This window comes from Gluconobacter japonicus (assembly GCF_002723975.1).
In the GTDB taxonomy this organism is placed as follows: domain Bacteria; phylum Pseudomonadota; class Alphaproteobacteria; order Acetobacterales; family Acetobacteraceae; genus Gluconobacter; species Gluconobacter japonicus.
This window is the reverse complement of record NZ_BEWO01000006.1, coordinates 118,335-133,434: the sequence shown is the minus strand read 5'-3', so window position 1 is coordinate 133,434 and position 15,100 is coordinate 118,335. Positions and strand designations below refer to the sequence as shown.

General features: G+C 52.4%; 11 protein-coding genes. 3 read left to right on the top strand and 8 right to left on the bottom strand.

Features of this window, described 5'->3' with window-relative positions; genetic code table 11:
- Window positions 1-4: 4 nt before the first annotated feature.
- The 5 genes from rfaE1 to flgE all read right to left on the bottom strand — a co-directional run bounded on the left by rfaE1 (window position 5) and on the right by flgE (window position 7,375).
- On the bottom strand, window positions 5-1,447 hold the full coding sequence (gene rfaE1, locus GJA01_RS06090; RefSeq protein ID WP_062505015.1) for a D-glycero-beta-D-manno-heptose-7-phosphate kinase: 1,443 nt from the start codon (window positions 1,445-1,447) through the stop codon (window positions 5-7).
- Between the two features lie 124 nt (window positions 1,448-1,571).
- Entirely contained in the window at window positions 1,572-3,437 is a 1,866-nt protein-coding gene (gene htpG, locus GJA01_RS06085; RefSeq protein WP_062505013.1) for a molecular chaperone HtpG, read from the bottom strand.
- Between the two features lie 67 nt (window positions 3,438-3,504).
- Complete coding sequence (locus tag GJA01_RS06080) at window positions 3,505-4,572, bottom strand: flagellin (protein WP_062505011.1); 1,068 nt, start codon at window positions 4,570-4,572, stop codon at window positions 3,505-3,507.
- A 2-nt stretch (window positions 4,573-4,574) separates the two neighbouring features.
- Window positions 4,575-6,089, bottom strand: a complete 1,515-nt coding sequence (gene flgK / locus GJA01_RS06075) for a flagellar hook-associated protein FlgK (RefSeq protein ID WP_062505008.1) — start codon at window positions 6,087-6,089, stop codon at window positions 4,575-4,577.
- Between the two features lie 26 nt (window positions 6,090-6,115).
- Window positions 6,116-7,375 (bottom strand): flagellar hook protein FlgE, encoded by a 1,260-nt coding sequence (gene flgE, locus GJA01_RS06070; protein ID WP_062505006.1) that lies wholly within the window; start codon window positions 7,373-7,375, stop codon window positions 6,116-6,118.
- A gap of 299 nt (window positions 7,376-7,674) precedes the next feature.
- Here flgE and GJA01_RS06065 point away from each other — a divergent pair, with 299 nt between their 5' ends.
- On the top strand, window positions 7,675-8,973 hold the full coding sequence (locus tag GJA01_RS06065) for an MATE family efflux transporter (protein ID WP_253783392.1): 1,299 nt from the start codon (window positions 7,675-7,677) through the stop codon (window positions 8,971-8,973).
- A gap of 36 nt (window positions 8,974-9,009) precedes the next feature.
- Here GJA01_RS06065 and GJA01_RS06060 read toward each other — a convergent pair whose 3' ends face one another.
- Both GJA01_RS06060 and GJA01_RS06055 read right to left on the bottom strand, forming a co-directional pair.
- Window positions 9,010-10,056 carry an aldo/keto reductase gene (locus GJA01_RS06060; RefSeq protein ID WP_062505002.1) on the bottom strand — a complete coding sequence of 349 codons (1,047 nt, stop codon included), beginning with the start codon at window positions 10,054-10,056 and terminating at the stop codon, window positions 9,010-9,012.
- Window positions 10,057-10,174: 118 nt separating this feature from the next.
- The gene (locus GJA01_RS06055) at window positions 10,175-12,076 is read right to left on the bottom strand and encodes an alpha/beta hydrolase family protein (protein ID WP_062505000.1); all 1,902 of its coding nucleotides are present in this window, start codon (window positions 12,074-12,076) and stop codon (window positions 10,175-10,177) included.
- A gap of 150 nt (window positions 12,077-12,226) precedes the next feature.
- Here GJA01_RS06055 and GJA01_RS06050 point away from each other — a divergent pair, with 150 nt between their 5' ends.
- Window positions 12,227-12,832 carry a DedA family protein gene (locus GJA01_RS06050; RefSeq protein ID WP_010502943.1) on the top strand — a complete coding sequence of 202 codons (606 nt, stop codon included), beginning with the start codon at window positions 12,227-12,229 and terminating at the stop codon, window positions 12,830-12,832.
- The gene (locus GJA01_RS06045; protein ID WP_062504997.1) at window positions 12,829-13,800 is read left to right on the top strand and encodes an SDR family oxidoreductase; all 972 of its coding nucleotides are present in this window, start codon (window positions 12,829-12,831) and stop codon (window positions 13,798-13,800) included. Before GJA01_RS06050 ends, GJA01_RS06045 begins: the two co-directional genes overlap by 4 nt.
- Before the next feature lie 16 nt (window positions 13,801-13,816).
- Here GJA01_RS06045 and galE read toward each other — a convergent pair whose 3' ends face one another.
- Window positions 13,817-14,803 carry a UDP-glucose 4-epimerase GalE gene (galE, locus tag GJA01_RS06040; protein ID WP_062504992.1) on the bottom strand — a complete coding sequence of 329 codons (987 nt, stop codon included), beginning with the start codon at window positions 14,801-14,803 and terminating at the stop codon, window positions 13,817-13,819.
- Window positions 14,804-15,100: the final 297 nt, after the last annotated feature.

Genomic DNA, 15,100 nt, shown 5'->3' with positions numbered 1-15,100 from the left:
GAAGTCAGGCATAACCCGTCTTGTCCATATTTTGAATAAGACGGGTTGTGGATTGTCCATTCACAAGATCGACCAGAGCCACACGGCCCCCGCATGATTTTACGAAATCACCGCCAACGACCTGATCTTCGGTATAATCTGATCCCTTAACCAGAACGTCTGGTTTGATTGCCCGAATAGCTTCCAATGGTGTCTCTTCATCAAACAGAATAACAAGATCTACGGCACGTAACGCACCAATAACCGTAGCTCGTGCCTCTTCTTTTTGAATGGGTCGACTTGCCCCCTTCAAAGCGGCAACCGACCGATCCGTATTCAGAGCAACGATCAGTTTGTCTCCATGACGCGCTGCTGCTTGCAACAAAGAAATATGGCCCGGATGAACGAGATCAAAACATCCATTTGTAAAGACAACCCGGGCCCCATGCCGCCGCCAATTTTCCGCGATACGCGTTGCTTCCTGCACGGTAACCAATGCCCCATTCTCTGGAATTTCCTGTCCCAGCTCGCGCGAAAGCTCTTCTTTCGAAACTGTTGCTGTTCCAAGTTTTCCTACCGAAAGAGAGGCTGCTGCCGTTGCTATGACCACAGCCGTTTCCAGGTCCTCCCCAGCGGAAAGAACAGATGCGACCGTCGCAACGACCGTATCACCAGCTCCAGACACATCGAACACTTCTGATTTCCGCGCGGCCACATGCTGATACGTTCCATCACGACGCCACAGGGTCATGCCATCTTCCGACCGGGTAATCAGAACATCCCCACCAAACTGACCTGACAAAGCCTTTGCAACAGTCAGAACCTCTGCATCTGTCCGCGCAGACTGTCCCGTCGCCTGTTCGGCCTCAAGCCTGTTAGGCGTAACCAAAGTTGCGCCAGCATAAGCTTCCAGCGTGCGCCGCTTGGGATCAACAAGAACGGGAATCCCTTTTTCTCGTCCGGCCGCAATAACAGCTTTCAGAACAGCGTCATCAAGAACGCCTTTTGCGTAATCTGAACAGACCACAACGTCCGTATCTTCTATGGCTTTTTTGGCAGCCTGAATCAGACGCTGGCGAACATCTTCGTTCAGAGGAACGACTTTTTCCACGTCGATGCGAACAATCTGTTGTAAGCCACTGACAACCCGCGTTTTTGTAATTGTTGTCCAACCAGGCGATGAAATAATTCCCTCCTGATGAACAGACGGCCATTCATCCAGAGCATTTTTAAGCTGTTCCGCAGCCTCATCATGACCAACAAGACCAATCAGTCTGACTTCTACGCCCAGAGCAGCCGCATTGACTGCCACGTTGGCAGCGCCACCGGGGACACGTCGGATTCCATCATTCAGAAGAACCGGCACAGGCGCTTCCGGAGAAATCCGACTGACACTTCCTGAGACATATTGGTCCAGAAGAAGGTCTCCAATGACCGTAATGCGGCCGAAGCGGAAATCGTCGATCAAGGCCTATCTCTCCAGAACATGGAATGGTTCGAGCCCAGCAGTCTCACAGTGCCTTACAAAAGAAAAGAGCGGAGGATTCATCCCCCGCCCCTATTTTATTGCTCTCTATTATCCAGCCAGATGATCAGGCTGCCGCTGAACCAGCAAGAAGACCTGCCAGAAGACGCGCAAACCCAGTTGGATCAGGAAGAGGCTCACCTTCCTGAACACGTGCCAGATCTAGCAGAACGCGCGCCAGGTCCTTGATGCTCTCGCCTTTCGACACCCGCTCAGAAAGAGCTTTGATCAACGGATGCCTTGGATTGATTTCCAAAATAGGCGGAGCTTCTGGAAGAGACTGACCCGATCGACGCATCAGACGCTGCATAGCCAGATCCGGACCTCCCTCAGACGTAATGACGACAGCACTGTCCGTCAGGCGTACTGTTCCACGCACATCCTTGACGGTATCGCCCAATGCTTCCTTGAGAGCAGGAACCAGCTTTTCCAGATCGGCAGGTTCGATGGTTTCATCCGTATCTGTCTGGAATTTTTCCAGATCACCATGCGAATACACGACAGATCGCAGGATCTTATCATTGTAAGAATGGAGGCGTTCCGGCCAGAATCCGTCAACAGGATCTGACAAAAGAAGAACCTCCAGGCCCCGAGCCCGGAATCCTTCAAGCTGTGCAGAAGCCTTCAACGCATCAAGATTATCACCCGTCAGGAAGTAAATGACCTCCTGACCATCCTTCATACGCGCGATATAGTCATCAAGCGTGGTCAGATCATCACTCTGAGTCGTGTGGAAACGAGCGAAACCAGCGATTTCCTGACGGTGCTCGCTGTCTTCCCACAGACCTTCCTTGATAACTGCGCCGAAGTTCTCCCAGAATGCCGTGAAAGCATCATCAGCTGTCTTCGCGCGGTTCTTGATTTCAGTAAGAACACGCTTGGTAACAGCCTTGCGAATACGGGCAAGAACAGGAGTTGCCTGAAGCATCTCACGAGAGACATTCAGCGGCAGATCTTCCGTATCTACGACGCCCTGAACGAAGCGCATCCAGCTTGGGAGAAGGTCGGCTTCATCTGTAATGAACATACGGCGGACATGAAGGTGAATCCGACTTTCCCGCGACTGCTCCATGAAATCAAATGGTCGGGCACTCGGCAGAAACAGCAGAGCCGTAAACTCCGTTGTGCCTTCAGCATGCCAGTGCATGGTCGCATACGGCTCGTCAAAAGCACGAGCAATGTGACGATAGAATTCCGTATACTGCTCAGGCGTAATTTCTGACTTTGGTTTACGCCACAGGGCTGTGCCCTCATTGGCAGCTTTATCTTCCGTCGTGCCGTCTTCCTTGGTTTCCCTCAGAGTAATAGGCCAGGAGATATGGTCAGCCCATTTGCGGATAATCGACCTTAGACGCCAACTGTCCAGAAACTCATCAGCATCGTCCTTCATATGAAGAACGATATCTGTGCCCGGCGCAGAACGGGTTGAAGGCGTCAGGGTAAAAGAGCCCTTCCCGTCCGAAGACCACGTCCATGCTTCATCAGAACCGGCCTTGCGGGATGTGACATCAACACTGTCTGCAACCATGAATGCGGCATAGAACCCTACGCCGAACTGCCCAATCAGGCTTGGGCGGTCTTCTGCCTTTGCTGAACTCAGCTTTTCGCCAAAAGCACGGGTTCCGGACCGGGCGATCGTCCCCAGATTTTGAGCAAGCTCATCATGGGTCATGCCGACGCCATCGTCAGAAATGACTAGCTCTTTCCTGTCCTTTTCTGGCGTAATGCGGATACCCGCATTTTCCGGCAGAGCAAGAGCTGAGTCTGTCAGAGCTTCAAAACGACGCTTGTCGGTTGCATCCGCAGCATTGGCGACGAGTTCGCGGAGAAAGATCTCACGATCCGAGTAAAGGGCATGAACAACGAGATCGAGCAGACGTCCGACCTCGGCACTGAATTCATGCTTTTCAGCCTGACCCTGGGTTGCATTCATGGTTACAAATCTCCTTTCAGGAAAGTAATCTTGATATGCGACGTCAGGTCGAGTTTTTCAACGCTCCTTAAAGATAACTTGCAAGGGTCATCCCCTTCATGTCTGCAATGATGGAATAAGACGCCTGTAACTGATTGTTGGTATCATTAATCTGAACTGAAACCTGTGCGAGATCAGCGTCTTTTGTTGTTCCCAACTGCGTCGTCAGCGCGGATTTCATCTGCTCAAGCATAGCACTCTGGGTGGTCAGACTGTTCTGCTGAATACCAAGCGTTCCACTTATATCCGATAGCCCATCTATCGCTGCTGTATTTGTATTCTGAAGGCCTTGAATAAGCTGTGTATAATTGGCTCCCTCAGAATCCACTGACCCAAGCGCTGCGACAACCATCAGGTTTCGCATCAAATCCCGAATAGGCGAACCTGTGGAACTTCCAGAAGACGCGTTTCCCTGCGTTGCAACTATTCCTGCCGTCGCTATCTCATTTTTTCCCGTCACAATCTGCAAATTCTGTGCTGATGCTGTTGTAGGGTCTGTCGAAAGCGATGAGGAAAATGGCTGATTGTCAGCAGTGTTACCCGCCAATGCCAAGGTTGATGACAGAACTGAGGACGCATCTCCTGTTCCCAGTTGGTTCACTGCCTGAGAAATGGATGACGCCAGATCAGAGTTTCCCGGATCACCGCTCACCGGTGCTTCTGAAGACTCTAAACCGGAGAATATATAGCTGTCTCCCTGCTGGGTATTAAGCAGATTACCAAGAGACGTAAGAGCTGTTTTAGCCTGCTGAGCGGCAGTGCCTATTGTGCTTGAGGACATACTCCCGGCGAGGGTGGACAGTGTTTCGTTCAGATCACTGGCAATGGTCGAAATCTGGCTCAGAACAGACTGCGTTGTGGTTAGCCTGTTCTGAACAGTCGTAATATTACCACTCCATGCACTGATCTGAGTGATAGCAGGCTGAAGCGCCAAAGCCTGTGCCCGCGAATTTCCAAGCCCTGCATAACTGTCTGACAATACACCTGTAGAAGCCTGTGCCTGCAAACCATCCTTTTTCTGAGACAGTGACGTCAGATTCAACGTCTGCTGAAGAGAAACGCCGCCATACCCAAAAGAAGTCACTGTTCCTGTCATTTTCAGCTTCCAACCGCGTTCAGAAGTGCCGTAAACATACTTTGCACAGAGGAAATAACTTTCGCATTTGCAGAATAGGCATTCTGTAGCGTCACGATATTGGCCATTTCTGTATCTACAGAAACGCCGGATGTTCCAGAGAGACTTGAAGACAAGCTGCTCTGTGTTGTCTGAGCAAGAGAAAGGTTACTGCTGGCTGTATTGGCCGTTGCCGCTTGGTTAGCAGTCAACGATGTCGCAAGCCCGATGAGACTTTGAGAACCACTGTACCCCGTGGATAACTGACCCGTCACTCCAAGGCCGGTACTCGGTGCTTCCGTCTGGCTACTCCCATCTGACTGGGTTGTACCAAATGCATACGACAAAACGTTCTGGACAACACTCGTACTACCAGAAACAAGCAGGGACGGATCATCCTGATAGGCTTGAGAAACCTGGATATCCTGTGCAAACCCTGCACTTCCTGCCGGGGTTATCTCTGTTTGGGATGCTCCAGGAACAGTGCCATTGGAGGTAGTAAACAATGTCATTCCCTGCGCGCTGAAACGACTGGCCGCCGTATAAGCCAGGGAATCAAGTTGAGCCTGCATTGTCGGAAGCGTTGTATCACGCAGAGTGATATTACCCCCCAAGGTTCCCCCTGTCAGATGTCCGGTAATATCTTTTCCGTTCAATGTAATAGCCGGAATGGAATTAACGTCTGAAGTTCCTGGATAGCTCATACTGGTCGAAATCTGAGCTTTTGAGGTCGTCAGAGGCCATGTGCTGGATACAGCATTGGTCGCTCCTGATGTCGTATTATGCGTTGGCAATGTCAGCCCGTCTGATGTCGTAATAGACATGTCGCCGTTGGCTGATACTTTCCATGAAACGCTCAAATCACTGGAAAGCGAAGATAATGCCGTGAACCGTTGGTTTTCCAGATCAGCTGTATCAAGACCCTGACTTTTCAACGTCATGATTTTTGTTGAAAGATTTCCGATCGTTGTCAGGTTGGTGTTGATATCTGACACAGATGAAACAACAGCATCCTGTGCATTTTGACGCTGAGTCTGCGTCGCTTCTGCCAGGGAATTAAGCGATTGGGCAAAACTACTGGCAGCAGCAAGAACTGTACTTTGGGCTGTCGAACTGGAGGACGTTGCCGTTAGGGAGGTCAATGCTGATTGAAGATTTCCCAGTTGGTCTGAAAGCGTGCCACTACTGCCCGACGTAGCAGATGTAGACCCCTGAAGAGCGATGATGGCTGAAAGGGAATTGCTGGTCGTTGTATATTCTGCCACGTCAGCATTCTGTGAATACAGGGCGGCCTGAATATTCGTATTCGTCGCCAGAGTCGTCGTTGCCCGGCGAACACCACCCCCTGTTCCATCATTGACAACAGACTGAACGTTGGCGACTTCCTTGATATAGCCACCTGTGGATGCATTAGCGACATTCTGGGAGGCCGTGGACATTCCATACTGCACAGCCTGCAGGCCAGATGCAGCAATAGAAAGTGAATCCGTCAAACCCATGATTCAGATCTTCCTTCCATGCAGCCTTACTGGATCATCGCCAGAGTGGTCTGAAGAAGCTGGTTGGCTGTGGTGACAATCTTTGTATTAGCGCCATAGGCCTGCTGGGCTACGATCAGTTTGGTCAGATCGCTGGTGAGATCTGTCGTGGAGCTTTCGGTAGAACTGGTGCTCAGTGTGCCTGCGCCATTTGTATTAACGGCATTGACAACCGGTGCCCCTGAAGATGCTGTAGCGGTATAGGCCTGTCCGTTCTGGGCCGAGAGACCATTCGGGTCTGCGAACGTGGTCAGTGGAATCTTGGCCAGCAGTTGAGACAGACCATTATCAAACGTCGCCATGACCGAGCCATCTGTCTGCATCGAAAGACCGGTAAATGTTCCGCTTGTTACACTGTTCGTCGTCATGGTCGGATTTGTGCTGTAGCTTCCGCCGTCCGTCGAAAGGCTAACTCCTGAACTGCTTCCAATGGTTCCAAGACTGACCGTCATGTCTTGAGGCGACCCTGTGTAAGAAAATGTCGCTGCAGATCCTGTTGACTGGGCGGCTCCGTTTACGGAGGCCAGTGTGCCGTCACTATTGAATGTTACGGTCGCCGAGTTGCTGGCATCCGCCGAATTACTGACAGTCCATGTCAGAGGGTCTGAACTGGATTGCGCCCAGTTCAGGCTAACAGTCTGGGCATTTCCCTGACTGTCATAGGCCGTTGCTGTTGAGGTGTTGCTTTGGCCTGTTCCTGTCGTGCTGCCGATAGCCGCAGAAAGCGACATCGTCGTACTTTTCGTGGGCTGGAATGCAACCGAGTCCGGGATATGGATCGGAGCCAGCGTGCTGCCCAACGCACCTGTCGACCCCACCTGATAACCCTCAAGGTAATAGCCGGATGTGTTGACCAGATAGCCTTGATTATTCTTGGAAAAATCACCGTTCCGGGTATAAAATTGCTGGCTGTTAAATGTAGGGGCCGTACTAGAGCCCGTACTCCCCGTTGGCTGCACAACATTGAAAAATCCGTTCCCGGAAATCGCAAGAGAGAGCGTATTGGTCGAGGAAACAACCATACCCTGCGTATCTGTATGCTGCCGGGTTGTTGCGGTGACGCTGTCGCTGAGAGACTGCCCGTCACTCGCCAGGTCATTACTCGTCACATAATCCGCAAAACTTGTCGTGGTGGCCTTGTAACCCGTCGTCTGGCTGTTTGCGATGTTGTTGGAAAGATCGCTGAACGCATGAGACTGGGCGTTGAGGCCACTGACAGCTGTGTTGAGAGAATTGATGATCGACATGGCGGACTCCGACAGAACTGAGGCTTCGGGCCACGCGCCCGATTGGTATCTGGTCTGACAGTTCCACAGGAAGCGTTAATGAAACCCTTACATGCTGGCTTTTTCCCAGAAGGCTTGGCCCTTTCCCTTGCTGATACTCTTCGAGAGCTCCACCAAACAAAGCATGATGACCTACTGGCTCTTTGGGCTGGAACAAGGCAATATATGAAGACATGCCAGTGCCATCCGATGACTCCTCGAAGCCCAGAATCCCTGACGATTCTCCCGTAAAACCTGCAAGATTTGTGCAGGGCAGCATCATGCGCCACGTCATCACGATGGCTGGGACAGGCGCTATCGGTCTGATGGCTGTTTTTGCGGTCGATCTTCTCAATTATTTCTACATTTCCCATCTGCACGACCCTGCCCTGACGGCAGCCATCGCCTTTGCGACGTCTCTGAGTTACGTGCAAATCTCGGTCTCAATTGGCATGACCATTGGTCTAGGGGCCTGCATCGGGCGTCTAATTGGTGCCCGACAGCACGCTGAAGCCCGGCGACTGGCTTCAGCCTTTATTGCCGTCATGGTCGCCATTGCAGCTGTTCTCGGTCTTCTGACGGCGATTTTTGCAACGCCGCTTCTTCAGCTTCTTGGCGCACGGGGAACTGCTCTTCAAAGCGCCGCCACATTTCTTCACGTTGTTTCCCCGGCTTTGCCTCTGGTCTGTCTGGGAATGGCACTTTCCGCACTTCTTCGCGCGGTTGGCGATGCGAAGCGTTCAATGCGCATTACCCTCACCGGCGCGCTGGTTTCCGCCATTCTCGACCCTCTGATGATCTTTGTACTGCACCTTGGCCTGGAAGGTGCAGCGATCAGCACCATCCTGTCCCGGTGCGCCATTACGGCCAGCGGTTTCCTGAATCTTCGGGGGCACGCCATGCTTGAGTGGCCAAAGCGCGACGCTTTTGCCCCGGCTCTGCAGAAAATCGGCGGCATTGCCGTTCCTGCTATTGCGACAAATCTGGCTACCCCTACAGGAGCACTGTTCGTCACCCATGCGATGGCGCAGTTCGGGTTAAACGCTGTCTCCGGCCAGGCGACTATCGACAGGATTGTCCCTGTCGCTTTTTCTCTTGTTTTTGCTCTGACCGGATCTGTAGGGCCAATCATGGCGCAGAATCTGGGCGCAAGACAGTTCGACCGCGTACGCGAAGCCCTGATGGCAGCCCTTAAACTCACCGCCCTGTGCGTCGGAACGACCTGGTTCGTTCTTGCCGCCGGGCACAATATCATCCTGCATATGTTCAACGTGCAGGGCATTGGCGCAGAAATTGTTCGGTTATTCTGCTGTTGGCTGGTGCTCAGCTATATGTTCGTTGGGCTGCTCTTTGTTGCGAATACAGCCTTCAATAACCTTGGCCATCCCTTTTACTCGACAGGCTTCAACTGGGGACGAGCAACTCTTGGCACCATCCCCTTCGTGTGGCTGGGGTCAGGCTATGGCCCTATCGGCATTCTGGTAGGACAGTCTCTTGGTGTCGTAATTTTCGGAACATTGGCTGTTCTGACCGCATTCCGCGTCATTGGCCGTTTGGGGCATAACCCTGCAACACACTGACATACGGAGGCACTCGGCCTCCGTATTCATACACTGTCAGGGTGCAGGATTGGAATGCACCTGATGGATCTGGTTGATCTTCGCTTCCAGTTCCGGCGTGATCTCAAGATCAACAGAACCAAGAATGGTCTTCAACTGCTCTGTACTTGTCGCACCAATAATATTGGACGTTACAAACGGGCGCGATGTTACAAAAGCAATGGCTAACTGGACAGGATCCAGCCCTTCTGCCTGCGCCAGTGCATGGTAGGCCTCAATTGCAACATCTACCCCAGGCTTCTCATAACGCTGTCCACGATTGAACAGCGTCGTACGCGCTCCAGCCGGCCGAGCCCCGTTGAGGTATTTTCCGGTCAGATACCCCTGAGTCAGTGGAGAGTAAGCCAGAAGTCCCACATTTTCCCGCAGGCACATTTCTGCAAGACCGATCTCGAAGGTCCGATTAATCAGATTGTAGGCGTTCTGAATGGAAGCAACGCGCGGGAGCCCGGTTTTTGAGGCAGCCAAAAACTGCGACACCCCCCAAGCCGTCTCATTGGACAGCCCAACGTGCCGGATTTTACCCTCTGCAACCAGATCTGCCAGAGCGCCAAGGGTCTCATCAACAGGCACTTCATCAGCATCTGGAAGGTCACGAAATGTCGTCCCGCCTTCCCCGAACAGGCCTACTTTCCGGTCAGGCCAGTGAAGCTGGTAAAGATCCAGATAGTCTGTTCCCAGCCGACCCAAAGAGCCTTCAATGGCATAACGGATCTGAGCAGGCGTCAGCCGCGCTTCTTCCCCACCAGGCCGGAACCAAGGCGAAGAGCTGCGGCCGACAACCTTACTGGCAAGAATTATCTTGTCTCGTCCCCCGCGAGCTTTCAGCCAACTTCCGACAATGGTTTCCGTCGCACCATAGGTCTCGGCGCGCGGCGGAATAGAATACAGTTCGGCGGTATCGATAAAATTGATACCGCTCTCAAGCGCCATATCGAGTTGGGCATGACCTTCAGCTTCAGTGTTTTGCTGTCCAAAGGTCATCGTCCCAAGGCAGATTTCACTGACTTTAATGCCAGTGCGTCCAAGTTCACGCTGTTTCATGTAGGAGCCTGATAAAAATATACAGAAGGATGAAGTGCGATGTTTAGCACAGCCAGACCAGTGACTCATCCTTGAGAAACTCTTGATTACCGTGACAAGAGCTCGTCATCTGATCGTACTATTTCTGTTCGAAAACCCTTTGGTAAAAATTCAGCTCTCTTACCAGAGCATCTTCAACAGCATTGCGATCCCGAAATCCATGCCCTTCCTCTGGATAAACATGCAATTCTGACTGTTCGAGTTTTGTGCTCATTGCCTCAGCCTGTGATAGAGGCACAACCTTATCTGCCCCTCCATGCAGGAACAGGACCGGAACATTGATTTTGGCAGCATGCGTTATGGGAGAACGTTCGAGGTACACAGCCTCGTCTTCTGGATAGCGCCCAATCAGACCATCCAGATACCGAGCTTCAAACTTATGCGTTTCTTCAGCCAGCGCCCGAAGATCCGTCACGCCGTAAAGCGACGCTCCGGCAGCGAACAGGTCTGAATGAGCCAGCGCAGCCAGAACAGTCAGGCCACCAGCACTACTGCCCCGGATGACACATCTGTCGGGATCCACCAGCTTACGCTCAATCACCGCCCGCACACCAGCCAGACAGTCTTCCACGTCCGCAATGCCCCACTGCAAATCCAGAGCCTGCCGGTATTGACGCCCGAACCCTGTTGAGCCTCGGTAATTCACATCAAGAACGGCAAAACCGCGCGATGTCCACCATTGAATCTTGAAGGCAAAAGACGGATTGGCTCGTCCCGTCGGACCACCATGGGCCATTACGACCAACGGAGGTTTTTCGTCTTCCGCAAGACTGAACGAACTACTCGCCGGTGGATAGAAAAGAGCATGAGCTTCCTTACCGTCTGCCGTCGGGAAGGAAAGTGGCTCAGGTTTAGACAGATCGTCCTGCGTAACACCGTCGGGAAAAGAAATGCTTGAACGAAAATATTCACAAGCACCCCTCATATCGCCAACGGCAAGAGCAGGAGCGGCATCTTCCGCAGCATTGATCCAGGCGAAATCACCATTCGTCAGTGGCTCCGGGACATTAACCGGAGCCCCCATCGAAACATCGCGCCACTGGCCTTCTGAGAAATACAGAACACAATTCCGGCCCTGACGAATCCCCAGCGCCAGGAGTTCTCCATGTGCGAGCGGCAAAAGCGTTCTTTGGCCAAAGACCCAATGTGGAAGACCGATTTCTGCATCTACCGGAGGCAGAAAACAGCCCGTCCAACTGTCCCCCTCACGAATGAACCGGAGAGGCGACCAGCGTCCACAGGCATCGGATGTTGCATAAAGTGTTCCATCCTCCGCCCATCTTGGTTCGATAATGCTGCATTTCTCGTCTCCACTCAGATCCGTCGCCAGGCCTAGCGTCAAACTGCTTCGATCCAGAGACGCCACATTCAGCGTTGTCACCGTCCAGGGCATTTCCGGATTCTGCCATGAAAACCATGCCAGAAAAGCACCGTCAGGAGAGGGACGCGGTGCAGCATAGAAGTCTGCTCCTTCTGCAAACACTCTCTCCGTTCCCGTCAGATCAACATGGACAAGCGCGGCGACAGGTATTCCGATGCCATGCGTCTCCCGAACACAGAAAACGCCGTTTTCCCCCGGATCCCATGTCAGATCGGCATAGCGCCGTTCTGGCACGCATTGCCCATAAAGCACCCGCAAACAGCCCGCTCCATTACTGACCCAAAGGCCACCTGTTTTCCGATCACTAAAGACCACTTCTGGTTTGCCGTTGTTCAGACGAACATCCCACGCACCACCGCCATATTCATGAACACGGGTGCCAACACTCCGCTCAGAAGGCGTCAGGTCCACCAGAATGCCATCAGGTCTGCGACCCACAATGACCGATCGTCCCTGTTCTTCAGGCCGGGTCTCCAGCCAGAAAATCCAGTCCCCCGCAGTTTTCAGTTCAGCGAATGACAGCGTCCGTCCGGCAACAAGGTCGGGGCCGACCCAGGAAGGCCAGTTTCCAGCAGCGGGGGAGTGGCAAAGCTCAGTCATTTTTCATCCTGTGTCTGATGTCCTAGTATCGTAACCGGCGGCTTTGTCTTCTGCCATCTTCTCTACGGGATCACGACACTGTTTCACCTCACGCAATTTCTCGATCATCTGCTCCAGCAATATGGTTATGGCGTCATTGGCGTGACGGTCATGCTGGAAAGCATGGGTTTGCCGCTTCCCGCAGAGAGTATCATCATCGCAGCCTCCCTGTATGCAGGCAGCACGCACCACCTTCATATCGAGTGGATCGCATTGGCTGCGGTCACCGGTGCCATTATGGGGGATAATTTCGGATATCTGCTGGGCCATCATTTTGGTTACAGCATTCTGAAAAAGCACGGCAAAAAAGTCGGCTTGACGGAAGAGCGTCTCATGCTGGGACGATATCTTTTCCGCAAACATGGCGGCATTGTTGTTTTCCTTGGACGCTTCGTTGCCATCCTACGGGTTTTCGTTGCCCTTCTGGCCGGAGCAAACCGAATGCCCTGGCATTCGTTTCTCTTTTTCAATGCCTTAGGTGGACTGTTCTGGGCTGGCGGCTATGCCTTCATCACTTACGAGTTGGGAAAGCAGATTGAAAAGATCACCGGACCGGTTGGCATCGGGCTCGCGGCCATCGGAGTCTGCTGTTTGATTGGAGCATTTCTCTTTCTCAAGAAGAACGAAAAACGCCTAACGGATGAAGCCATGAAGCAGGCTGAAGAAGAGGAAAAGCATTCACATTCGAATGCGAAAGACAAAGGAAAACACGAATGACACGCTCCCCTCACGCTGCCTGGTCTCTTGACACGCTGGAGCGTCTGGATGGCCGGACCGCTCTCATTACCGGCTCAACAGGGGGGCTTGGATTTGAAGTGGCCTGTGGTCTGGCACAACGGGGGGCCTTCATTATTCTGAGTGGGCGCAACCTTGAGAAAGGTCGTGCTGCTCTGAACCGTCTGTATGAGCGAGTGCCCAGCGTTCAGGGACGCTTCGAAGTTCTGGATCTTGCTTCCCTTGCTTCTGTCGCCAAATTTGCAACGGCTTTACGAGACAGGGGTCAACCGATCCATCTGCTGGCCAACAATGCAGGTATTATGGCCCCCGCATCCCGACTGACAACAAAAGACGGGTTCGAACTGCAATTTGGCACAAACCATCTTGGTCATTTCGCTTTAACAGGCCGGTTATTGCCCCTGCTGGCTGCTGGCAATGCTACTGTCATGACCGTAGCCTCCCTCGCCGCCCTCAAGGGAGAACTACCGTTTGGGGATCTGAACGCACGCCACCAATACAGCCCCATGGCGCGCTACAGACAAAGCAAACTATCCAACCTTCTCTTCGCTGCTGAGCTGAACCGCCGGGCTCATAAGGCTCCATGGCCTATTCACTCACGGGCAGCCCATCCGGGCTGGGCCGCCAGCAATATCGTTGCCAATAATGGTGCACTGGATACAGCAGGCAATCCACTTAGCCGTTGGGGACGTCGCATTGCCCGCAATTTTGCGGGACCTGTATTTCACGCTCTGGGGCAAACGGTAGAGGAAGGAGCCTGGCCGCTTCTTTATGCTTTAGCATCGCCAGAAGCCCTGGATGGAGAATATTATGGTCCACAGGGAAAAGGCGAACGCACAGGCATACCAGGAGAGGCAATCTGGCCAGAACTGGCTCAGGATCATCAACTGGCCGCACGGCTTTGGTCAGTGTCTGAAGAGATGACAGGCGTCAAATATGGTCTCATGTGAGACCATATTCTGACTTTCAATCCCCATAGCCATCCGGATGGGCCTTGCGCCATCGAAAGGCAGTCTCAACGATTTGGTCCAGCGTTCCGAATTTCGGCTTCCACCCAGTTTCTTTCTGAAGTGTGGTGGAATCAGCAATCAATACTGCCGGATCGCCCTGCCTGCGTGGAGCAACTTCCCAAGGAACTTTCCGACCACTGACCCGCTCAATGCTCTGAATGACTTCAAAATTGGAATACCCGCGACCATCACCAATATTGTAGGTAACGCTCCGTGTCTCAATCTGCTCAAGCGCAAGGATATGAGCATCAGCCAGATCCGTTACATGAATATAATCCCGCACGCATGACCCATCTGAAGTGGGATAATCTGTTCCAAACAGCTTAAGGGGAGGGCGACGCCCAAGAACGGCATCAATTGTCAAAGGAATGAGATGCGTCTCAGGCCGATGATCTTCACCGGCTCGACCCTCTGCATCTGCTCCGGCAGCATTGAAGTAGCGAAGGCATGCACTTCGCAAACCATAAATAGAGTCTGCCCAATGCAGAACACGCTCAATCAGAAACTTGCTCTCTCCATAGGGGGATCCAGGCTCAATGAGAGCAGCCTCGGGAATCGGTTCAGAGCGTTCAGGTCCACCAAACAAAGCTGACGTAGATGAAAAAACAAGTTTTTTGACGCCTGCTTCCGTACAAGCCTGAATCAAATTCAGGCCGGTCAAATAGTTCTGTCGCAAATAATGAAACGGCGCTCTTACGCTTTCTCCTACCAGAGACAGGGCTGCAAAATGCAGAACGCCATCCCATTTATGCTGAGCAACAACGGAACGGGTCGCATCATAGTCCATCAAATCAATCTGATGAAACGGAACACTTTGTGGAATGGCTTCCCGATGCCCTGTGCTAAGATTATCAAGGACAACGACCTCATGCCCAGCGTCCAGAAGTGCCAGAACGACATGACTGCCAACAAATCCCGCACCACCGGTAACAAGATAACGCATGAGCTAAGCCAACCTCTTCCTGCCCCCTGAATTTCAGGCCGTATATGCCTCAAATTGTTTTCGACTTCGAGAACGGATTTACAGGGTAGGAAAGCTGTTTTTTTGTCCTGTAGTCAGTCTCGTGAACTGTATTCGGCCATTCTCCGATTTCTATCACAAGCCTAAGGGCCTGTTTTAGGACATCTGTGGAATGTGGTTTATTTTTTGGATGTGACTACCTGAGCAAAAGATTAGTCCGAAAGATGCCAGTATCCACATGATCCTGGACAAGATCCGTAAGCGCTGTATCTGGATTTC